Origin of the sequence: Anaerofustis sp. NSJ-163, assembly GCF_024135845.1 — a bacterium.
In the GTDB taxonomy this organism is placed as follows: Bacteria; Bacillota; Clostridia; order Eubacteriales; family Anaerofustaceae; genus Anaerofustis; species Anaerofustis butyriciformans.
This window is the reverse complement of record NZ_JAMYJV010000001.1, coordinates 437,239-456,977: the sequence shown is the minus strand read 5'-3', so window position 1 is coordinate 456,977 and position 19,739 is coordinate 437,239. Positions and strand designations below refer to the sequence as shown.

Annotated in this window: 23 protein-coding genes, 3 tRNA genes, 1 other RNA gene and 1 pseudogene; 11 read left to right on the top strand and 17 right to left on the bottom strand. The window is 28.5% G+C overall.

Features of this window, described 5'->3' with window-relative positions:
* Positions 1 to 59: 59 nt before the first annotated feature.
* On the bottom strand, positions 60 to 629 hold the full coding sequence (locus M6G78_RS02225; RefSeq protein WP_253229506.1) for a xanthine phosphoribosyltransferase: 570 nt from the start codon (positions 627 to 629) through the stop codon (positions 60 to 62).
* A 167-nt stretch (positions 630 to 796) separates the two neighbouring features.
* Here M6G78_RS02225 and M6G78_RS02220 point away from each other — a divergent pair, with 167 nt between their 5' ends.
* From M6G78_RS02220 to M6G78_RS02205, 4 genes are all read left to right on the top strand, one after another.
* Positions 797 to 1,171 (top strand): GntR family transcriptional regulator, encoded by a 375-nt coding sequence (locus M6G78_RS02220; protein ID WP_138269340.1) that lies wholly within the window; start codon positions 797 to 799, stop codon positions 1,169 to 1,171.
* A 3-nt stretch (positions 1,172 to 1,174) separates the two neighbouring features.
* Entirely contained in the window at positions 1,175 to 2,038 is an 864-nt protein-coding gene (locus M6G78_RS02215) for an ABC transporter ATP-binding protein (RefSeq protein WP_253229505.1), read from the top strand.
* Complete coding sequence (locus M6G78_RS02210; RefSeq protein WP_138269338.1) at positions 2,035 to 2,682, top strand: ABC-2 transporter permease; 648 nt, start codon at positions 2,035 to 2,037, stop codon at positions 2,680 to 2,682. The genes M6G78_RS02215 and M6G78_RS02210 overlap by 4 nt, the downstream gene beginning before the upstream one ends.
* 296 nt (positions 2,683 to 2,978) lie before the next feature.
* A complete protein-coding gene (locus M6G78_RS02205) occupies positions 2,979 to 4,130 on the top strand; it encodes a DUF3048 domain-containing protein (RefSeq protein ID WP_253229504.1) in 1,152 nt (383 codons plus the stop codon).
* Between the two features lie 52 nt (positions 4,131 to 4,182).
* On the opposite strand, the pseudogene M6G78_RS02200 reads toward M6G78_RS02205, so the two are convergent.
* Both M6G78_RS02200 and mscL read right to left on the bottom strand, forming a co-directional pair.
* A pseudogene (locus M6G78_RS02200) lies at positions 4,183 to 4,735 on the bottom strand (CatA-like O-acetyltransferase).
* Between the two features lie 123 nt (positions 4,736 to 4,858).
* Positions 4,859 to 5,269 carry a large conductance mechanosensitive channel protein MscL gene (gene mscL, locus M6G78_RS02195; protein WP_253229503.1) on the bottom strand — a complete coding sequence of 137 codons (411 nt, stop codon included), beginning with the start codon at positions 5,267 to 5,269 and terminating at the stop codon, positions 4,859 to 4,861.
* A gap of 353 nt (positions 5,270 to 5,622) precedes the next feature.
* Here mscL and rny point away from each other — a divergent pair, with 353 nt between their 5' ends.
* The gene (gene rny, locus M6G78_RS02190) at positions 5,623 to 7,170 is read left to right on the top strand and encodes a ribonuclease Y (protein WP_138269335.1); all 1,548 of its coding nucleotides are present in this window, start codon (positions 5,623 to 5,625) and stop codon (positions 7,168 to 7,170) included.
* Between the two features lie 15 nt (positions 7,171 to 7,185).
* A complete protein-coding gene (locus M6G78_RS02185; protein ID WP_253229502.1) occupies positions 7,186 to 7,968 on the top strand; it encodes a TIGR00282 family metallophosphoesterase in 783 nt (260 codons plus the stop codon).
* Between the two features lie 76 nt (positions 7,969 to 8,044).
* Here M6G78_RS02185 and M6G78_RS02180 read toward each other — a convergent pair whose 3' ends face one another.
* From M6G78_RS02180 to M6G78_RS02165, 4 genes are read right to left on the bottom strand one after another with little or no spacing between them, the layout of a single operon-like run.
* Positions 8,045 to 8,980 carry a thiamine pyrophosphate-dependent enzyme gene (locus M6G78_RS02180; protein ID WP_253229501.1) on the bottom strand — a complete coding sequence of 312 codons (936 nt, stop codon included), beginning with the start codon at positions 8,978 to 8,980 and terminating at the stop codon, positions 8,045 to 8,047.
* 10 nt (positions 8,981 to 8,990) lie between these two features.
* Entirely contained in the window at positions 8,991 to 10,172 is a 1,182-nt protein-coding gene (gene porA / locus M6G78_RS02175) for a pyruvate ferredoxin oxidoreductase (protein ID WP_253229500.1), read from the bottom strand.
* The gene (locus M6G78_RS02170) at positions 10,172 to 10,471 is read right to left on the bottom strand and encodes a 4Fe-4S dicluster domain-containing protein (RefSeq protein WP_253229499.1); all 300 of its coding nucleotides are present in this window, start codon (positions 10,469 to 10,471) and stop codon (positions 10,172 to 10,174) included. Before M6G78_RS02170 ends, porA begins: the two co-directional genes overlap by 1 nt.
* Position 10,472: 1 nt before the next feature.
* Positions 10,473 to 11,045: a 2-oxoacid:acceptor oxidoreductase family protein gene (locus M6G78_RS02165; protein WP_253229498.1), complete on the bottom strand. Its 573-nt coding sequence runs from the start codon at positions 11,043 to 11,045 to the stop codon at positions 10,473 to 10,475.
* Between the two features lie 322 nt (positions 11,046 to 11,367).
* Here M6G78_RS02165 and M6G78_RS02160 point away from each other — a divergent pair, with 322 nt between their 5' ends.
* Together M6G78_RS02160 and M6G78_RS02155 are read left to right on the top strand one after the other, a co-directional pair.
* Positions 11,368 to 11,628, top strand: coding sequence for a stage V sporulation protein S (locus M6G78_RS02160; RefSeq protein WP_007049799.1), 261 nt, complete (start codon positions 11,368 to 11,370; stop codon positions 11,626 to 11,628).
* Between the two features lie 71 nt (positions 11,629 to 11,699).
* A complete protein-coding gene (locus M6G78_RS02155; protein ID WP_253229497.1) occupies positions 11,700 to 12,422 on the top strand; it encodes a TraX family protein in 723 nt (240 codons plus the stop codon).
* Positions 12,423 to 12,452: 30 nt separating this feature from the next.
* Here M6G78_RS02155 and M6G78_RS02150 read toward each other — a convergent pair whose 3' ends face one another.
* The 5 genes from M6G78_RS02150 to M6G78_RS02130 form a co-directional block, all read right to left on the bottom strand.
* On the bottom strand, positions 12,453 to 12,926 hold the full coding sequence (locus tag M6G78_RS02150) for a hypothetical protein (RefSeq protein ID WP_138269328.1): 474 nt from the start codon (positions 12,924 to 12,926) through the stop codon (positions 12,453 to 12,455).
* Positions 12,927 to 12,947: 21 nt separating this feature from the next.
* The gene (locus tag M6G78_RS02145) at positions 12,948 to 14,216 is read right to left on the bottom strand and encodes an ArsB/NhaD family transporter (protein ID WP_253229496.1); all 1,269 of its coding nucleotides are present in this window, start codon (positions 14,214 to 14,216) and stop codon (positions 12,948 to 12,950) included.
* Between the two features lie 435 nt (positions 14,217 to 14,651).
* Positions 14,652 to 14,736: transfer RNA gene (locus tag M6G78_RS02140), tRNA-Tyr, on the bottom strand.
* An 8-nt stretch (positions 14,737 to 14,744) separates the two neighbouring features.
* Positions 14,745 to 14,821: transfer RNA gene (locus M6G78_RS02135), tRNA-Asp, on the bottom strand.
* An 18-nt stretch (positions 14,822 to 14,839) separates the two neighbouring features.
* Positions 14,840 to 14,914: transfer RNA gene (locus M6G78_RS02130), tRNA-Glu, on the bottom strand.
* A 188-nt stretch (positions 14,915 to 15,102) separates the two neighbouring features.
* Here M6G78_RS02130 and M6G78_RS02125 point away from each other — a divergent pair.
* A complete protein-coding gene (locus M6G78_RS02125; RefSeq protein ID WP_253229495.1) occupies positions 15,103 to 15,513 on the top strand; it encodes a thioesterase family protein in 411 nt (136 codons plus the stop codon).
* Positions 15,514 to 15,556: 43 nt separating this feature from the next.
* Here M6G78_RS02125 and M6G78_RS02120 read toward each other — a convergent pair whose 3' ends face one another.
* The gene (locus tag M6G78_RS02120) at positions 15,557 to 16,345 is read right to left on the bottom strand and encodes an HAD-IIA family hydrolase (RefSeq protein ID WP_253229494.1); all 789 of its coding nucleotides are present in this window, start codon (positions 16,343 to 16,345) and stop codon (positions 15,557 to 15,559) included.
* A 143-nt stretch (positions 16,346 to 16,488) separates the two neighbouring features.
* On the opposite strand from M6G78_RS02120, the gene M6G78_RS02115 reads away from it, so the two are divergent.
* Entirely contained in the window at positions 16,489 to 17,367 is an 879-nt protein-coding gene (locus M6G78_RS02115; RefSeq protein ID WP_253229493.1) for a metallophosphoesterase, read from the top strand.
* Positions 17,368 to 17,393: 26 nt separating this feature from the next.
* Here the strand turns inward: M6G78_RS02115 and M6G78_RS02110 are convergent, their stop codons facing one another.
* Positions 17,394 to 17,744: a helix-turn-helix domain-containing protein gene (locus tag M6G78_RS02110; RefSeq protein WP_171020642.1), complete on the bottom strand. Its 351-nt coding sequence runs from the start codon at positions 17,742 to 17,744 to the stop codon at positions 17,394 to 17,396.
* Between the two features lie 243 nt (positions 17,745 to 17,987).
* Here M6G78_RS02110 and M6G78_RS02105 point away from each other — a divergent pair, with 243 nt between their 5' ends.
* Entirely contained in the window at positions 17,988 to 18,203 is a 216-nt protein-coding gene (locus M6G78_RS02105) for a hypothetical protein (RefSeq protein WP_253229492.1), read from the top strand.
* A gap of 37 nt (positions 18,204 to 18,240) precedes the next feature.
* Here the strand turns inward: M6G78_RS02105 and M6G78_RS02100 are convergent, their stop codons facing one another.
* The 3 genes from M6G78_RS02100 to ssrS all read right to left on the bottom strand — a co-directional run bounded on the left by M6G78_RS02100 (position 18,241) and on the right by ssrS (position 19,598).
* Positions 18,241 to 18,753, bottom strand: a complete 513-nt coding sequence (locus M6G78_RS02100) for a ferritin (protein ID WP_253229491.1) — start codon at positions 18,751 to 18,753, stop codon at positions 18,241 to 18,243.
* A 70-nt stretch (positions 18,754 to 18,823) separates the two neighbouring features.
* Positions 18,824 to 19,411: a sugar O-acetyltransferase gene (locus tag M6G78_RS02095; RefSeq protein WP_253229490.1), complete on the bottom strand. Its 588-nt coding sequence runs from the start codon at positions 19,409 to 19,411 to the stop codon at positions 18,824 to 18,826.
* A gap of 21 nt (positions 19,412 to 19,432) precedes the next feature.
* Positions 19,433 to 19,598, bottom strand: a non-coding RNA gene (gene ssrS, locus M6G78_RS02090) — 6S RNA.
* Positions 19,599 to 19,739: the final 141 nt, after the last annotated feature.

Sequence of the window (19,739 nt, the reverse complement as noted above, 5' to 3'; positions counted from 1 at the left end):
GGAAATATTTCCCACCTAATAAAAATTTTTATAATAAAAAAACACGTTATTACGTGTTTTTATCTAAATACTATCTCACCATTACCCATAGAATCGATTATTGCAAGAGATTCAAGGTCAATTCCTTTTTCTCTTATTATTTTTCCGCCTTCCTGCATTCCTTTTTCAATTACTATTCCTGCACCTTCTATTGTCGCTCCTGCTTCTTTTACAATTTGAATAAGTCCAAGAAGTGCGCAGCCATTTGCAAGAAAATCGTCTATTATAAGTACATGGTCATCTTTATATAAAAATTTCTTTGAAAGTATAACATCATAGATCTTATTGTGTGTAAATGATTTTACTTTTGAATGATAAACTTCTCCGTCTATATTAATACTTTGAGCTTTTTTGGCAAATACTACATCTACTCCAAAATACTGTGCGGTTATACAGGCAATACCTATTCCTGATGCTTCTATTGTAAGTATTTTTGTTATTTTTTTGTCTTTAAATCTTCTTTTAAATTCTTTACCTATTTCGTTTATTAGATTTATGTCCATTTGGTGATTTAAGAAACTGTCTACTTTTAGTACGTTTCCTTCTTTAACTGTTGCATCTTTTAATATTCTATTTTTTAATAATTCCATGTTTACTGCCTTTCAGGATTTTTATGACTTAAATAATACATTATGTTTATATTTTTTTCAAGAATGTTATTAATAAAATAAAATTGTACTTATTATATATTGACAATATATATATTATTATATATAATGTACTCATAAGATAAGTACAATTTAAAGGAGATGATTTTGTGGAAATTATTTTAAGTAATAATAGTAATAAACCAATATATGAACAAATAACATCTCAGATAAAAGCAATGATTATTAAAGGAGAGTTAAAACCGGGAGATTCTCTTCCTTCTATGAGAAAACTTGCAAAAGAACTTCATATAAGTGTAATAACATCTCAAAGAGTATATGAAGATTTGCAAAGAGATGGATTTATAGAATCAAGCGTTGGGAGAGGTACGTTTGTTTCAGCTCAAAATAATGATTTTATCAGAGAAGAAAATTTAAGAAAAGTTGAAAGCATGATTGAAGAAGTTGTAGATATATCAAAGGAAAATGATATTAAAAAAGAACAGCTTTTAAAACTTATTGATATGTTTTTTAAGGAGGGTTAAGTTATGGAATATGTACTTGAGGTAAACAATCTTACAAAAGAATATAAGGATTTTAAACTTGATGATATTTCTCTAAAAATACCTAAAGGGAGTGTTGTTGGTTTAATAGGGGAAAACGGTGCAGGGAAGTCTACTTTTATAAATTCGATTTTAAATATTAATGAACCTGAAAAAGGTGAAGTGAAAATATTTAATAAAAATATTAATGAACATGAAAAAGATATAAAAGAAGATATTGCGGTAATTTTTGATAAAAGTCATTATAGCGAATATATGAATGCTAAATTAATAGGTAAGATGCTTTCAAAGATATATAAAAATTGGGATAATGAAAAATATTATTCTTTACTTGAAAATTTTGATCTACCTGTTAATAAGAAAATAAAGAAATTCTCAAAAGGAATGAAAATGAAACTTGAATTTGCTTTGGCACTTTCTCATAATCCTAAATTTTTAATTCTTGATGAATCCACAAGTGGGCTTGACCCTGTATTTAGAGATGAAATTTTGGAGTTACTTAGAAGTTATACGGAAAATGAAGAAAACAGCATATTAATTTCTTCTCATATTACAAGTGATCTTGATAAAATATCAGATTATCTAGCCTTTATACACGAAGGAAGATTACAGTTTATTAAGGAATATGAAGACATACATGATAATTACGGTGTTCTTTCATGCAAAAAAGATTTCTTTGATAGTTTAAGCCCTGATGATATTGTTTTTTATAGAAAAGAAGCCTTTTCGTATAAAGTTTTGGTTAAAAACAGAATGGAGCTTATGAATATTTATAAGGATTTGATTATAGAAAATGCAAGTGTTGAAGATGTTATGTTATTTTACATTAAAGGAGAAAAGGTACAATGAAAGGAATAATATTTAAAGATTTTTATTTAGGATTTGGAATAAAAAAGAATTTAATTAGTTTTATATTTGCTTTTTTATTTATTGTTGCGCTTATGCTTTTTATGAGATCAAATTTTGGTTTTTTACTTTTTTGTGGTATAACACTTCCTATGCTTGGTTCTTCTTTGTTTCAAGTAACTGTTGAAGAAGATGAAAAAACTGATTTTGATAAAATACAGCTTACTTATCCAATGACCAAAAAAGAAATAATCTTTTCAAAGTATTTGACCGGATTTATAATGCTTGGTTTATGCTTTATTTTAAATTTAATTGTATGTTATGTATATGTAGATATTTATAAAAGCATTTCCTTATCTTCTGCTTTAAGTGTATTCTTGTTTTCCATTGGGGTAGGACTTATATTTAATGCTATAAGTTTCTTTATATTTGTACTTCTTGGAAATAAGAAAGGTGTTGTTTTATATATACTTCTTATTATGATGATTGCAGGATTTTATGGTGCAACTTCTTGGAGAGTTGATTATATATCTTATATAATGAATAATGTTCATATGATTCTTTCAATAGGATTAATAGCAGGTATTGTATTAATGATAATAAGTTATTTTGCTTCTTTGAAAATATATAAAAGGAGACATTCATAAAAAACTGCTCATTTAGGGCAGTTTTTTATATTTTTAATATTTAACTTATATATTTATTTTGGGGTTTAAATTATGTATTACAAAAAATATAATATTTCTTAATTATTTTATTTAATGCTATTTTATCTGTTTCTTATTAATGCTTTTTTAGCTAATTTTTTTAAGTTAATACATAAGTTTCTTATTTAATGTAAATTATATAAATAAGAATTATATAGTAAGTATATAAAATATGTAAAAGTTTGCATAACAAGAAGTTTTATGATAAAATTTTTTGTATATAGGGGGTGGATATTATGAATAAGAAACTTATTGCAATTATAACATGCATATTTTTAGTTCTTGGAACATTTTATGGATGTGGAAAAGAAGAGACTGCCGAAGTTAAAGTAGATGTTAATCCACTTACAGGACTTGAAGGCATATCAAAAGAAGCAGTTGGAAAACGACCTATTGCCATAATGGTAAACAATCATAAGGAAGCTTTGCCGCAATATGGAATAGGGGATGCAGATATTATTTTTGAAATTCCTGTAGAAGGAAATATAACAAGACTTATGGCAATTTATGGTGACTATACTAAAGTACCAAGTGTTTGTCCTATAAGAAGCTGTAGATATTATTTCCCTATATTTGCTAATAGTTTTGACAGCATATATATTCACTGGGGTGGAAATGATTATGCTACAAATACCTTAAATAGTTTAGGTATAGATAGATTTGACGGAATGACTTATGGAACTGATTTATTTGACAGAGATCAAGACAGATTAAACAGTGGTTATGCTTTAGAGCATACGGGATATTTAAAAGGTGAAAATCTTCCTGAAGTTATTAAAAAAGAAAATATTAGAATAGATTTAAAGGAAGAAAAAAATAAACCTATATTTGCTTTTGAACCAATTGTAGAAGAAGAAGTTGTAGAAGAAGAACCTGGATTTTTTGAAAAATTATTTGGAGGAAAAAAAGATGAAGAATCTAAAGAAGTTATTGAAACAACTAAACTTACTGGCTGCAACAAAGCTACATTAAATTTCTCTGATGAATATTATTCTACTTTTACATTTGACAGTGAAAGTAAAACTTATAAAAAACAACACAGCGGAAAAGACCAAGTTGATGGAAAGACTAATGAACAGCTTGCTTTTACAAACGTATTTGTGTTGGAAACAGATATAGGAATGCTTGGGATAGGCGAGTTAAAACAAGTCGACTGGAAAGGCGGAAGCGGATATTATCTTTCAAACGGAAGAGTTCAGGAAATTAAATGGTCAAAAGACAGTGAAGAGGGTGATTTAAAGATTACTACTCTTGAAGGAAATGAACTTCCTGTATATGAAGGGAAAAGTTATATTGGTGTTATACAAAAAGATAAAACCGAATTTGAATTAAATAAAGAAGATATACAAACAAGAGAAATATATGCACCTGAGACTCAAACTGAATAATAAAAAAAGAGCATTTAGCTCTTTTTTTATTGTTTAAATGAATGTATATTTTTTAGTTGTTAATTAAATCCTGTAATTCATTTAAAAATTGACATAAATGAAATCCGTCACATACTGCATGGTGAACTTGTATAGATAATGGCATTAAGAATTTATCATTTTTTTGTAGTATTTCCCTAATGTAAAAATAGGGTATAAATATGTATAACCTTTTTGAAGGTTTAAATTAAAACTTTCAAAAGTTGTCCAAGGTATCATTGATACATTAAATATGTTACTTGGAGTATTGGGTTTTGCATTTAATTCTTTTTTGTTTCCGTATTGTTTTAAATCATTTTCATATTCATCATAAAAATTATTAATATTTGGTGTATACCTTGTCCAAATATTTGAAAAAGTTTTTGTATCTTTATGAAATATTGTATAGCAAGGTATTATTTCGTCATAAATGCCAAGCTCACCATTTTCATTAAATGCTGTTTTAAATTCATCATGTTTATTTACAATATTTGTTATATAGTAAAGCATTGTTGGATATAATTTTATATTTTTTGATTTTATTTTGTAATATCTAATTTTATAGTCATACTATATATACAAGGAATATTAGAAAAATAGTGTTCAAAATATTCTTTTCTATCCCAATTATTTGTATTTATTTTTTTTTAATTTCATTTTAACTCCTTAGTTTTAAATTTAATAAATTTTTTAGGGTTATTTTATAAAATTTATTCTGTTAAATCAGAAGTACAATGTGCGCATTTTGTGGCTTCTATCGGGATTTCACTTAAGCAATAAGGGCATTTTTTTGTTTTTGGTGCTTCATCTTCTTTTTGTTTTTTCCCGATGGATGCTAATTTATTTAGCATTTTTACCATAATAAAGATAATAAATGCCATTATTAAAAAGTTTATTACGGCAGTTATAAAAGAACCATATCTAATTTGAACATCAAGTACTGTTATAACCATGTCAGAAAAATCTGTTCTGGCAAATAATCCTATAATAGGAGAGATTATATCTTTTACAAGAGAGTTTATTATTGCTTGAAAAGCACCCCCGATTATAACACCGACTGCTAAATCCATTACATTCCCTCTTAAAGCAAATTCTTTAAATTCATTAAGGAATTGTTTCATAAAATTACCTCCTTTTTGTGCTAAACATTATACCGCATTTTGTGTTTTATTAAAACATAAAATCATAATAATATTTTAATAGTAAAAAATTGTAAAAAATATTATGAATTTTATAAAAACCTTTTTATTTTTTTGTTGACTTAATAGTGAAAAAACATTAAAATTAGTAGGTAGTATGTTTAAATTACGATAATAAACTAAACTTTTTTAGTATTTATATATATTTAAAATTTTATATTTTTATATATTTTTAACTCTAATACCAGAAACATAGTATTGTTTTGTTTGGTTCATTTTCGTTACATACTTAAAATTAAATATTTTATTAATTAATTTAAAATAAGGAGGAGAAAATGGAATTATCACTTCCAGTAGTGCTAATTATAGCGGCTGTTATTGGGATAATTTGCTTTTTCATCGGTGGATATTATAAGCAGACATCTGGCGAAGGCAAACTTAGAAATGCCGAACAAACTGCCAATAAGATGGTCGAAGATGCTTTAAAAGAAGGCGAAAGAATAAAAAAAGAAAAGCTTATTGAAGCAAAAGACGAAGTGCTTAATTTAAAAACTGAATTTGACAAAGAAGCAAGAGCCAGAAGAGAAGAACTTCAACTTGTTGAAAAAAGAGTTCTTCAAAGAGAAGAAATGGCAGATAAAAGAAGCGATGCTTTAGATCATAAAGAAGCTTCTTTGATAAAGAAAAATGAAGAGCTTCTAAAAAAAGAAGATAAACTTGAAAAAACTCATCAAGAACAAATTAAAGAGCTTGAAAAGATTTCAAAACTAACATTTGAAGAAGCTAGACAATTACTTCTTTCTGATGTTGAAAAGCAAATTTCCAGAGAGACTGCATTACTTATTAAAAATAAGGAATTAGAAGCAAAGGAACAAGCTGATAAAAAAGCTATGGAAATTGTATCTTATGCAATTCAAAGATGTGCTGCCGATCATGTTGCAGAAACTACTGTTTCTGTCGTAAACTTACCTAACGATGAAATGAAAGGTAGAATAATCGGTAGAGAAGGAAGAAATATAAGAACAATTGAAACTTTAACGGGTATTGATTTAATTATTGATGATACTCCTGAAGCTGTAATTCTTTCAGGATTTGACCCTGTAAGAAGGGAAATTGCAAGAATTTCTCTTGAAAGACTTATTGTTGACGGAAGAATTCATCCTGCAAGAATTGAAGAAACAATTAAAAAAGCAGAAAAAGAAATTGATACAAAAATCAGAGAAATGGGTGAACAAGCGTTATTTGATACAAACGTTATGAAACTTCATCCTGATTTAACAAAACTTATAGGTAGACTTCATTATCGTACAAGTTACGGACAAAATGTATTAAAACATTCTATTGAAGTTGCAAACTTAGCGGGAATTATGGCAGATGAACTTGGTGCAAATGCAAAACTTGCAAGAAGAGCCGGTATGCTTCATGATATAGGTAAAGCAATTGACCATGAAGTTGAAGGAAGCCATGTTTCTATAGGTGTTGATTTATTAAAGAAATATAAAGAAAACAAAGAAGTTATTCATGCTGTTGAAGCTCACCATGGTGATGTTGAACCTGCAACTGTTGAAGCTGTATTGGTTCAAGCTGCTGATGCTATTTCTGCCGCTAGACCGGGAGCAAGAAGAGAAACACTTGAAAGCTATACAAAACGTCTTGAAAAATTAGAACAAATTGCAAATTCTTTTGAAGGCGTTGATAAATCTTATGCAATCCAAGCCGGAAGAGAAATCAGAGTTATGGTTAAACCAGAACAAGTAGATGATTTACAAATGGTTCATGTTGCAAAAGAAATAGCAAATATGGTTGAAAATGATCTTGAATATCCAGGTCATATCAAAGTAAGCATAATAAGAGAAACAAGAGCAACAGAATATGCAAAATAGTTAAAGAGGTAAAAATTGAAGATTTTAGTATTTGGTGATATATTCGCTAAATATGGAAGAAAGCTCATCGTTGATGAGCTTTCTGATATTAAAGCAGAATATAAAGCGGATTTTGTAATTGCAAACGGAGAAAATTCGGCTAACGGAAAAGGAATAACAAGAAAAGTATATAACGAACTTAGAAATTGTGGTATTGATGTTATAACATCGGGAAATCACATTTGGGATAATAAAGATGTATATAATTTTATTCAAGAAGAAGATAGAATGATAAGACCTGCAAATTATCCTTCTCCTTGTCCTGGAAGAGGATATGAAGTGTATAGAGTTGGAAAAGTAAGGGTAGGGGTTGTAAATTTATCTGGAACTACTTACTTAAATCCTCTTGATAATCCTTTTGATGTTGCAGATAAAATATATGAAGAAATAAAAAATATATGCGATATTATTATGTTAGATTTTCATGCAGAAGCAACAAGTGAAAAAATTGCAATGGGATATTTTGTTGATGGAAGATTTTCCGGTGTATATGGAACTCATACTCATGTTCAAACTGCAGACAACATGGTTTTGGAAAATGGAACAGGTTATATAACAGATGTTGGAATGTGCGGAAGTGTTGATGGGGTTATAGGCGTAGACAGAGAATTTATTGTAAAGAAATTTAGAGCACAAAGACCAACGGGTAAATATGCTCTTGCAATGGGAAGAAGACAGATAAATGGAGCTGTGTTTACTTTTGATGATACGACTTTTAAATGCACAAATGTAGAAAGAATTTATAGGATATATGATTAAAACGGCAGTTTTGCCGTTTTTCTTTATAAAAAATACAGACTGTATTATACAGTCCGTACTTTTATATTATGGCTACCTATTTACATTTTTTCAAAAGATTTTCCCAGCGTTTATCTACTTCTTTTTGGAATTGTTCAATTAAATCTTCGTTTCCTTTTTTGAATAGATGTTTAAATCTTCCTTGTGGTCTTAAAAAATCTTCAATAGGAAGTTTTTTCTTTGGTTCATAGTTAAGTATCCATTCTCCGTTTATTACTTCAAATAGTGGCCAGTAACATGTTTCTACTGCTAAGTTGCATATTTCAATAATATCAGAAGTATTATATCTCCAACCTCTTGGACAAGGAGACATTACATTTAGGAATGTTGCACCTTTTGTATATATTGCTTTTTCGGCTTTTAAATGTAAATCTCTAAAGTTTTGTATAAATGTTGTTTGTGCAACATATGGAGCATTATGTGCAACCATTATTTCAGTAAGGTCTTTTCTGTTTTGAAGTTTCCCGTTACTTTTTTTGCCAACAGGTGTTGTTGTTGTATCGGCGTACATTGGAGTAGCTGAAGAACGTTGGATACCTGTGTTCATATAAGCACCGTTATCATAGCAAACGTAAGTAAAGTCATGGTTACGTTCAACTGCTCCTGATAGAGATTGAAGTCCTATATCGTATGTACCTCCGTCTCCACCGAATACAATAAATTTAAAATTTGGATCTTTTTTAAGTTTCCCTTTTCTTTTTAATGCCTTATATGCACCTTCAACACCGCTTATAGTTGCAGCTGCGTTTTCAAAAGCGTTATGTATATAACTGTCTTCCCAAGATGTATAAGGATATATAAATGTTGATACTTCCATACAGCTGGTGGCATTTCCTATTACGGCTTTATCTTCAGGTTTTAACCCTCTTAGTACGTTTCTTACTGTAATTGTTCCTCCACATCCTGCACACATTCTGTGTCCCGGTGCTAAACGTTCAGGTCTGCTCATTATTTCTTTAAAATTATAACTCATACTGCCACCTCTATTCTCTTACACCCATAAATCTGTATGTGTCGTATTTTTCGTCAGATTTATGTATATTTTCAAGTTCGTTAAATACATTTTCCATATCGTCTACAGTAACGTCTCTTCCTCCAAGACCATAAATATAGTTTACTGCTTTGCAATTATTATTTGCTTTATAAAGAGAAGACATAACTTCGCTTCCAAGAGGACCTCCTTGAGAACTAAAGCTTTCAGCTCTATCCATTATTGCAACGGCTTTTACGTCTTTAAGAGCCTGTGCAATTTCTTCTCCAGGGAAAGGTCTGAATACTCTTACTTTTAAAAGTCCCACTTTTTTGCCTTCTTTTCTCATTTTATCTATTGTATCTTTTGTTGTTCCTGCTGCAGAACCAATGATTACTACTGCATAATCAGCATCGTCTAATTTGTATTCTTCAAAAAGTCCGTATTTCCTTCCTGAAATTTTTTCAAACTTTTCTGCAATGTCAAGTATAACTTGTTTTGCATTTTTCATTGCATTTGCTTGTGCAACTTTTGCTTCCATATAATAATCAGTTACTGAATAAGCTCCAATTGCAAAGGATTTTTTTGGATTTAAAAGATAATTTTCAGGTTCATATTCACCTACAAAATCTTTAACGTCTTTATCGTCTAAAAGTTCTATATTTTCAACTGCGTGTGATGTTATAAATCCGTCTTGACAAATCATTATAGGAAGTAATACATCTTTATTTTCTGCAATAGGGTAGGCTTGAATTATATTGTCGTATGCTTCTTGATTATTTTCAGAATATATTTGAATCCAGCCTGAATCTCTTGCTCCCATACTGTCTGAGTGGTCACAGTTTATGTTTATAGGTCCTGATAAGGCTCTGTTTACAAGTGTAAGTAAAATAGGAAGTCTGTCTGATGCTGCAACATATAACTCTTCCCACATATAAGCAAGTCCGCAAGATGATGTTGCCGTAACGCTTCTTGCTCCGGCAGCTTCCGCTCCTACTGCTGCACTCATAGAAGAATGTTCACTTTCAACTGTTATAAATTCTGTATTAACTTTTCCATTAGCTACAAATGATGCAAAATATTGAGGTATTTCTGTAGATGGAGTAATTGGGAATGCAGGGAATACATCCGGATTAATTTGTTTTAGGGCATATGCAGCCGCTTCATTTCCTGATAATCTGTCTTTTTTTGTCATTATTTTACTCCTTCCATTTTTATTGCACCAAATGGGCAAATTTTTACGCATATTCCACAACCTTTACAGTGATTTATATCAACTGCTACTCTGTGATTATGGGCAATTGGTATTGCACTGTCGGGACAAGCTTGTGCACATAAAAGACATTGTCTACATTCTTCTTCGATTACCTTAGGTTTTACACTTGTCCATTCTCCTGTATTAAATAATTTAGAAGTACCGCCTTCATCTATTGTCATTGCTGTTGTAAGTTCGTGCCATGCGGGTTTTTTACTTAATTTTTTTATATCAGCCATATTATCTTACCTCCCTTAATGCCATTTTAAGAGCTTTCATGTTTCCGCTTACAACTTCATGTTTGTTTGCGAATTTATGTTCAAAAGATGCTTTCATTTCTTTTAAAAATAAATCTTCATCCATTATTTTTGATACTTTAACTATTGCTGCAAGCATTGGAGAGTTTGGAAAGTATTTTCCAAGACAAGCCATTGAAACTTTTTTTGCGTCTATTGTATAGATACCGCCTTTATAATCATTTAGAAGGTGTTTTATTTCTTCTTTATCTTTTGTTGTATTTATTACTATAGCACCGTCTTCTTTAAGTCCTTTTGTTACATCAACGCTATCAAGTAAACTTTCGTCTACAACTACCACGAATTGTGGTGTATATATATTTGAATGCACTCTTACAGGAGTATCGCTTATACGGTTATATGCAGTTATTGGTGCTCCCATACGTTCTGGTCCGTATTCAGGGAAACCTTGTACATATTTTCCTGTTTGGAAGGCAACATCGGCAAGTAACAAAGCTGCAGTTTTTGCTCCTTGACCGCCTCTTCCGTGCCATCTTATTTCTACACAGTTATTCATATTTTATCTCCTTTATATATAGTAAATTAAAGTATACCCGCATATTATATCAGAATTTTCTGAAAATTACAAACAATAATTTCCAGAATAATAAAAATATTTAGAAAATTATTGAAATTTATTAAATTTTATATTAATTCATTCGACAAAAAGCACAAAAGTTCTATAAATAGTTATGATATTATGATTTTAGATTTTCATAGAAACATTTAAAGAAAGTCATTATAAAGTTCATTAATTATGGGAATAATACAAGTTTTATTACATATTAATTAATGAAGAAATTAACTTATTTATAACTTATATTATAGGAGGAAACATTATGGAAGTATTGAAAGTATCATCCGGCTCAAACCCTAATTCTGTTGCGGGGGCGCTTGCAGGAGTAATTAGAGAAAGTGATCAGGCAGAGGTTCAGGCAATTGGAGCAGGAGCATTAAACCAAGCGATAAAAGCCATAGCCATTGCCAGAGGATATGTTGCTCCGGGGGGACATGATCTTGTTTGTATTCCCGCATTTACGGAAGTTGAAATCAACGGCAGTGACAGAACGGGAATTAAGTTAATAGTCAAAAGCAGATAAAGCACTACTCTGTAGTGCTTTTTTTTATTGATATCTTTATTTTTGTGGTATTATTTATTAAGGTGATAACAATGAAAGATTGCTTGAATTCAAATCAGATTAAAATTATTGCTTTAATATTAATGCTTATAGATCATATTGGAGGGGTTTTAATAGAAAATGGCATATTAAATTTTAGTGTATTTTGGGGAAGAGATGCTCTATTTTGGTTTAATATTGATTATGCTTTAAGATTTATAGGAAGAATATCTTTCCCTTTGTTTTGTTATTTTATTGTTGAAGGGTTTTTACATACAAAGAGCATAAAGAGATACTTTATAAGAATATTAATATTTGCTTTTATTTCTGAAATTCCTTTTGATTTAGCATTTCATAATTCATTTTTTTATTTAGGATATCAAAATGTTTTGTTTGAATTTGCTCTTGCGGTATTGATGCTTGGAGCTTTAAGTAAAAACAGCGGAGAAATGTTCAAACAGGGGATAATAGTACTTGTTTTTTGTATTTTTAGTTACTATCTTTGTCTGGATTATGATTATATCGGTATTTTATTAATAGCAATATTTTATTTATTTAGAAATGATAAATCAATGATGTTTTTATTGTCAGGAGTTTTACTTATTTATAGTTCAAAAAACTTTTTTTGCATAAGTGTTTTTTCTCTTTTTATTATTAATATGTATAATGGATTAAAAGGAAAATTAAATATAAAATATCTTTTTTATTTGTTTTATCCTATTCATTTGACTTTACTTGCCTTTTTTAGATTTTTTATGGGTATTTCTATATATTAAAAAAGACAGTATATACTGTCTTTTTTATTTCTATTTAAGTTTTACTTCTATTTTTTCATAAGCTTCTTCAGAATTATGCATTTGAATTACTTCCATTATCTCTTTAATGCCTACTTCAATATTATCAAGCATTTCTCTATCTATATTATAGTTTAAAAATAAGTTTTCCAAATACTGTGAAATAAAAACGCTGCTTTGTGCAATTTCTATAAATTTATCGAAATTATTGCTGTTTGCTGCATTTTTAAATTTTGCGATATCTCTTTCTATAAATTTAACTATTTCATCAACGTTCGCATATTTTTCTTCCCATAATGGATATGGTTTTAGTCTTTGTAGATAAAATTTATCTTCTTTTGTAATAGTAAAGATATAGGAAACTATGCATTTTTCATTTATATCAAATTCGACCAAATGCATTTGACTGTTGAACTTGCTTATTTTTGCTCCAAGCTGTTTTAGACTAAAGTCTATTATATCTCCGCTTACCGAATTCCTATTCATATTATATCTCCTTTCTGTTTATTAGAATCTTATTAATAAATATATTGATGATATTATTATTGATATGATCATTAAAGGGAATCCTATTTTAAAATAATGTTTAAATGTTATAGGATAACCGTTTTTATTGCTTATGCTAGATAATACAACGTTTGCGGAAGCTCCGATTAATGTTCCGTTTCCTCCAAGACAAGCACCTAAAGACAATGCCCACCATAGTGGTGTTACGTCAATATTTCCTGTTTGCTGCATTGTTAGAATTAATGGTATTAAAGTTGCAACAAAAGGTATATTATCAAGGAATGAAGAAATAATTGCAGATGCCCAAAGTATTATAATCATTGTAAGTATCATATTACCGCTTGTGGCAGACACCAATAAATTAGCTAATTTATCGATTACTCCGGTTTCTTCAAGACCTCCTACTACTATAAAAAGCCCAATAAAGAAAAGTATTGTTGACCATTCTACTCCAAGGATTATTTCTTCCGCATCTTGTTTTCCTATAAGTAACATAATTATAGCAGCAAGAAGTGCAATTACACAAGACTCCATTTGAAGATTGGAATGGAAAACAAATCCAATTACAACAAGAACAATAAGAATAATACTTTTTATCATTAAAGATTTATCCTTTATGGCCTTGTTTTCATCCATTTCCATTACCTTAAGTATATTTTCTTCATCAACAGCGAGTTGTTTTTTATAAAGTATAAGAAAATATATTATTGCTGTAATAATAATGAATATTACAGGAATACCTGTATTTAATATAAAATCTGTAAAACCTAAATTTGCGGCACTTCCAATCATTATGTTTGGAGGGTCCCCGATTAGTGTTGCTGTACCGCCTATGTTAGATGCCATAATCTGAGTAATAAGGAATGGTACCGGATTGATTTTTAATATTCTTGTTATTGCTATTGTCATTGGACCAATTAAAAGAACGGTAGTTACGTTGTCTAAAAATGCTGACAAAATAGTAGTTATTAAAATGAATATAATCATTATATTAACCGGTTTTCCTTTTGCAATTTTCGCTGATTTTATTGCTATGTATTCAAATATACCTGAATTTTTTACCACTGCGACAAAAAGCATCATACCTACCAAAACTCCAATGGTATTCATATCTACATATGATATACTGGTTTCAATTGTTAAGATGTGTGTGACAATAAGAAGTATTGCACCTGTAATTGCTGCAACGGTTCGATGTACTCTTTCTGTCATAATTGCTGTCATTGTAATTAAAAAGATTACTATTGAAATAATTTGCTCTGTTGTCATATTTTACCTGCCTATAAATAATTTTTATATTCAATAAACTTGTATATTATATATTAAAAATTTTTTTATAGCAATGATTTATTTTCATATTATATATAATAAAAAATATTGGGTTTAATAAAAATAATTTATAACTGAAATTTTAATGATGAAATCTTTTGTTTTTATTTGCATATAAAAAATAATTCTTTAGATTAAACACTATAGTTAATATTTATTCTAATTGCAACAATATTTCTTATTATTAGAAAAATATATTATGTATAAGGTTATGAGACATTTTAATTTTGAGGTTATCATTATTTGATCAATTAGATAATAATTTAATAAAAAAACATATTAATAATATTTTAAAATTATACATCTGTTTTTATGAAAATTTTAAAATTAAAAAAAAAGTGTACATCGTACACTTTTAATTATCAATTATGAGGATGGTGGGGGAGAATGGATTCGAACCATTGTAGGCTGAGCCAACGGATTTACAGTCCGCCCCCTTTAGCCACTCGGGCACTCCCCCATGTAAAATGGCGACTCGGAAGGGACTCGAACCCTCGACCTCTAGCGTGACAGGCTAGCATTCTAACCAGCTGAACTACCGAGCCGTAAAATTAAAAAGACTTTGGTGACCCCTAGGAGAATCGAACTCCTGTTTTCGCCGTGAAAGGGCGACGTCTTAACCGCTTGACCAAGGGGCCTTATTAACAGTCCTTTTATATTATACATGAAAAGTTGTTAAATGCAAGCTTTTTTTTCATTTTTTATGAAATTTTTTTCATATTTTTATTTATATAAATTTATTCTTCTAAAATTAAAAAATAATCCTTTATTTAATGTTTTATGATAGAATATAAATGTAATTTATTTTATAAACAAAGAGGTAAAAATGAAAGTTTACGAACATAAAGCTGAATATTATGAAACAGATCAAATGGGTATTATTCATCATTCAAATTATATAAGATGGTATGAAAGTGCAAGGATATATTTCATGAACGAACTTGGAATAAGTTATAAAAAAATGGAAGAAAAGGGGATAATTTCTCCTGTTCTTAGTGTAAGCAGTGAATATAAGAATATGGTTTATTTTGATGATGTGGTTTTGGTAAATGTTAAAATAAAGAAATACAACGGAATAAGGCTTGAGCTTGAATATACTGTAAAAAATAAAAAAACAGGGGAGATTATTAATACGGGAAGCAGTAAACACTGTTTTTTAATGAATAATAAAATTATAAATTTAAAAAAGGTTTCTGCGGAATTTCATGAAATGTTTTTAAATGCCATAGAAGAATAAAAACCGTTTGATATCATAATATAAAATGATATCAAACGGTTTTTTATTTTATATACGGAATCATGTCGTATGCTTTATCAAAAATTAAGTCCGGAGTAGTATCAAACTTAGGTATATCTTCTTCTTTTGTTTCTCCACTTAAAACAAGAATACCTTTTGCACCGTTATTTACTCCGGTTGCAACGTCAGTATAAATTCTGTCACCTATAAATGCAATTTCTTCTCTATTATAACCGGTACTTTCAACTATCATATCTACAGTTTCTTTAAATGGCTTGCCAAGATATTTAGGTTTTTTCTCTGTAGATTTTGTTATAAGCTCGCACATAGCACCGCAGTCAGGCATAAAACCGTTTATTGTAGGACAGTTTATGTCAAGATGTGTTGCAAGGAATAAAGCTCCGTTTCTTATATAATGGCATGCTTTATCTAGTTTCTCATAAGTTAAAGTAGTATCGAAAGTCATGACAACTATGTCAGGATCTTCTTCAACAAGATTGATTCCTGCATCTTTAAAACTCTTTGTTACTTTAGGTGTAGCAACTAAGTATACTTTTTTATCTTTATATTTTGTATTTAGATATTTTATTGTTACATCTCCTGATGTCATTACATCTTTATCTGTAACATTAAATCCCATATTGTTAAGTCTTTCTACATAAGTTTCTCCGGTTCTTGAAGAATTGTTTGTGAAAAATAAAACACCTTTATTGTTCTTTCTTAAATGTTCAATAAAGTCAAGAGAACCTTCTATAAGAGTTGAACTTAAGTAGATTGTTCCGTCCATATCCATAACGAAAAGTTTTATATCTTTTAAATCTTCTTTTTTCATATGCACCTCTATAAAAATTATGTACGTAAATTATGTATGCTAATTATATCATATAAATTTATTTATTAAAAACACTATTTTCCTTTTGGTTAAAAAACATATTGTGATATAATAAACAATACACTATATATGGAGGTTTTATTTTGAGAAAATTTAAAATAGTTACTCTATTGATTGTTCTTATACTTTTTGTATATTTATATTTTGAAAATACCTCTTTATTTATAGTTCAAAAGAATGAAATTGTTTCAAATAAGATAGACAGTAATTTTGATGGATATAAAATTCTTCAGCTTTCTGACCTACATTCGAGAGAATTTGGAGAAAATAATATAAAACTTATAAATAAAATTTATAAAATCGATCCTGATATTATAGTTTGTACGGGAGATATGATGAATTCCACAGAGGATGATGGTCATGTTTTTATAAATTTGGTAAAAAAAATATCAAAAGATTATCCTGTTTATTATATAGATGGAAATCATGAACAGCTTGTTGAATATAATAATGTTGGTGTTTATAATGAATTTATATCTTCACTGAAAGACCTTGATGTTAAAGTTGTAAAAAATACCAAGATAAAACTTCAAAAAGGTTCATCATATATAAATATGTACGGGCTTAATGTAGATTTAGTATATTATTCTACAAAGTCAGCGTTAAAAGAATCAAATATAGAATATACTGAAGATAATTTTTCAAAGACTATAAATAAAGAAACATTCGAAAATAATAAATATAATATTTTATTAACTCATAATCCTATTTACTTTGAAGTATATGAAAAAAGCGGTGTCGATTTGATTTTAGCAGGGCATGTTCATGGGGGAATAATAAGGATACCTTTTAAAGGTGGACTTTTATCTCCTGATCAAGAATGGTTTCCAAAATATTACCATGGATTATATACAATTAATGATACAAATATGATTGTAAGTGCCGGACTCGGAAATGATACGGTTAATTTTAGAATATTTAACCCTTTTGAAATGAATTTAATAACTTTAAGAAGTGAATAAAAAAGACTTAATATATTAAGTCTTTTTTATTTTGTATTGTTTAATTCTTTTAATTGATATTTGGCAAATTTTAAATTTTCTATTAAAAATTTTTGTTCTGCAAATGTGCAGTTTTTAAATATTTCTTCATATTCTTTTATCATTTCATTTTGTGCCGTTTTTATTATACTTCCTTTTAAAATTTCATCTACGGTTATTTCAAGTGTATTTGCAATGTCAACTATAGTTTGAAGAGATGCTTTGCTTTGACCTTGTTCTATTTTACTTATATGAGTAACGGATTTATTTATTAATTTAGATAATTCTTTTTGTGTAATATGTTTATTTTTTCTATAACTTTTTATTGTTTGTCCAATATGTGTATAATTTAGTTTCATTTTAAAATCCTTTATGTAATTATTAGTGCTATTTAACATATATAATTAAATTAATACTTTTGGTTGTTATGATAGTATTATACAAAATTTATACTATAAATACAATGTTATACAATTAATTTACCATTATTTAAAAATATACTATTTTTTATAAAATTAACCTTTATACTTGTATTTTTCGACAAATTTTGATGTTTAGAAAATATATAATAATGTCAAGAAAAAAGAAAAGAGGTAGAAGAAATGAAAAAGATGAAATTATTTGTTATGTTTTATATGGTAAAAATGTTTGAAAGAATAGGGGATAATATGTATTTAAATATAAGGGTTGAACTTAAAAAGAATGAAAATCAAGTTGTCAATGACAGATTAGTAAATATGTATAAAAGATATTTTAAATTTAGAGCGAAGCAGCTTAAAATAAAGAAAAGATATTTAGATTTAGCGTTACATATATAAATACATATAAAAAAAGCACCTTATGGTGCTTCTTTTATTATTCAGCAGTTGTTGGAGCTGAATATGTTCTACCTAGAAATTCTTGGTCAAGAGAGTATAACCCTTTAGCATCATGACCAAATAATTCAAATTTTCTTATATTATCTTCAGCGTTTTTTTCTTCTTCCATTTGTTCTGATACAAACCAATCTAAGAACTTCATTGTTCTGTAATCTTTGATTTCGTATGCAGCATCATATATATTATTTATTAAACCTGTTACGATTTTTTCATGTTGTAATGTTTTTACAAGTGGATCCATTGGTTTTTCATATGTATATTCAGGTTTTTCAATAGCTTCACTTGTGATTTTATGTCCGTTATCTTTTAAATATTCTCTGATCATCATTGCATGATCTCTTTCTTCTTGAGCTTGGATATAAAACCAGTTTTCAAATCCATCTAAACCGTAATCAGCATAGAAGTTTGCCATATCTAAATAGATATAAGCAGAGTATAATTCTTTATTTATTTGATTGTTTAATAATTCAGCAACTTTTTTATCTAACATTGTTCTTATCTCCTTTTTTTGTTTGTAGCTAAATTATAATCATTCTAATTTCAAAAGTCAAGTGTTTTATTTAAAAAATAATATTTTCTATTACATCATCTTTTGTTATTTCTCTGATTACCTTGCAAGGCACTCCTCCGACAACAACACCTTTTGGTATATTTTTATTTACTACACTTCCCGCAGCAATTACACTTCCTTGTCCTATAGTTACACCTGCACAAATTGTAGAATTTGCACCTATCCATACATCATCTTCTATTGTTATAGGTTTGGATGTTCCAACTCCTTTTGCTCTTTGGGTTTTATCTATTGCATGACCTGAACATGCAATACATACACCCGGAGCAATAAATGCATTTTTACCAATATTTACAGGAGAGGTATCAAGTATTACACAGTTATAGTTTATTACAGCTAGCCCATGCATATGTATATTGAATCCATAATCACAGTGAAAAGAAGGCTCTATAAAAACAAGAGGATTATATGTTCCAAGTAAATTTTTTAGAATTTCTTTTCTTTTGTCTTCTTCTATTGGAGAAGTATTATTATATTCAAAACATAACATTTTAGCTTTTTGTTGAATTTTTGCAAGTTCATTTGAATGGTTTGAATTATAACCTTGTTTATTTTTTAATATTTCCATTAAATCCATATTTTGTACCCCTTAAAATAAAAAAGACCCTAAAATTGCCAAGATTTTGATCCTATCAAAAATGATAGGTGGGTTATCTGCTTACCGCTTCTGCCGTCCACTTATAGAGGCTTGACATCTACTTAAAGACCCGATATCCCTGTGTAAAAGTGTAGGTTCAAAATAATAGCATAATTTTAAGGTCATATATATTATATGATTAAATTATAAAAATATCAACCTAAAAGATATTTTGTGTATATCAAAATTTGGAAACCGAGTGAATATAATATGCAAAATTTTTAATAAAAATGTATAAAAATAAAAAAATATAAAAAATTTTCCTTTT

Excerpts from the sequence above, each read along its gene's own strand:
- M6G78_RS02225 (WP_253229506.1), bottom strand. The coding sequence starts at position 629 with ATGGAATTATTAAAAAATAGAATATTAAAAGATGCAACAGTTAAAGAA.
- M6G78_RS02215 (WP_253229505.1), top strand. The coding sequence starts at position 1,175 with ATGGAATATGTACTTGAGGTAAACAATCTTACAAAAGAATATAAGGAT.
- M6G78_RS02210 (WP_138269338.1), top strand. The coding sequence starts at position 2,035 with ATGAAAGGAATAATATTTAAAGATTTTTATTTAGGATTTGGAATAAAA.
- M6G78_RS02205 (WP_253229504.1), top strand. The coding sequence starts at position 2,979 with ATGAATAAGAAACTTATTGCAATTATAACATGCATATTTTTAGTTCTT.
- mscL (WP_253229503.1), bottom strand. The coding sequence starts at position 5,269 with ATGAAACAATTCCTTAATGAATTTAAAGAATTTGCTTTAAGAGGGAAT.
- rny (WP_138269335.1), top strand. The coding sequence starts at position 5,623 with ATGGAATTATCACTTCCAGTAGTGCTAATTATAGCGGCTGTTATTGGG.
- M6G78_RS02180 (WP_253229501.1), bottom strand. The coding sequence starts at position 8,980 with ATGAGTTATAATTTTAAAGAAATAATGAGCAGACCTGAACGTTTAGCA.
- porA (WP_253229500.1), bottom strand. The coding sequence starts at position 10,172 with ATGACAAAAAAAGACAGATTATCAGGAAATGAAGCGGCTGCATATGCC.
- M6G78_RS02170 (WP_253229499.1), bottom strand. The coding sequence starts at position 10,471 with ATGGCTGATATAAAAAAATTAAGTAAAAAACCCGCATGGCACGAACTT.
- M6G78_RS02165 (WP_253229498.1), bottom strand. The coding sequence starts at position 11,045 with ATGAATAACTGTGTAGAAATAAGATGGCACGGAAGAGGCGGTCAAGGA.
- M6G78_RS02160 (WP_007049799.1), top strand. The coding sequence starts at position 11,368 with ATGGAAGTATTGAAAGTATCATCCGGCTCAAACCCTAATTCTGTTGCG.
- M6G78_RS02155 (WP_253229497.1), top strand. The coding sequence starts at position 11,700 with ATGAAAGATTGCTTGAATTCAAATCAGATTAAAATTATTGCTTTAATA.
- M6G78_RS02150 (WP_138269328.1), bottom strand. The coding sequence starts at position 12,926 with ATGAATAGGAATTCGGTAAGCGGAGATATAATAGACTTTAGTCTAAAA.
- M6G78_RS02145 (WP_253229496.1), bottom strand. The coding sequence starts at position 14,216 with ATGACAACAGAGCAAATTATTTCAATAGTAATCTTTTTAATTACAATG.
- M6G78_RS02125 (WP_253229495.1), top strand. The coding sequence starts at position 15,103 with ATGAAAGTTTACGAACATAAAGCTGAATATTATGAAACAGATCAAATG.
- M6G78_RS02120 (WP_253229494.1), bottom strand. The coding sequence starts at position 16,345 with ATGAAAAAAGAAGATTTAAAAGATATAAAACTTTTCGTTATGGATATG.
- M6G78_RS02110 (WP_171020642.1), bottom strand. The coding sequence starts at position 17,744 with ATGAAACTAAATTATACACATATTGGACAAACAATAAAAAGTTATAGA.
- M6G78_RS02105 (WP_253229492.1), top strand. The coding sequence starts at position 17,988 with ATGAAAAAGATGAAATTATTTGTTATGTTTTATATGGTAAAAATGTTT.
- M6G78_RS02100 (WP_253229491.1), bottom strand. The coding sequence starts at position 18,753 with ATGTTAGATAAAAAAGTTGCTGAATTATTAAACAATCAAATAAATAAA.
- M6G78_RS02095 (WP_253229490.1), bottom strand. The coding sequence starts at position 19,411 with ATGGATTTAATGGAAATATTAAAAAATAAACAAGGTTATAATTCAAAC.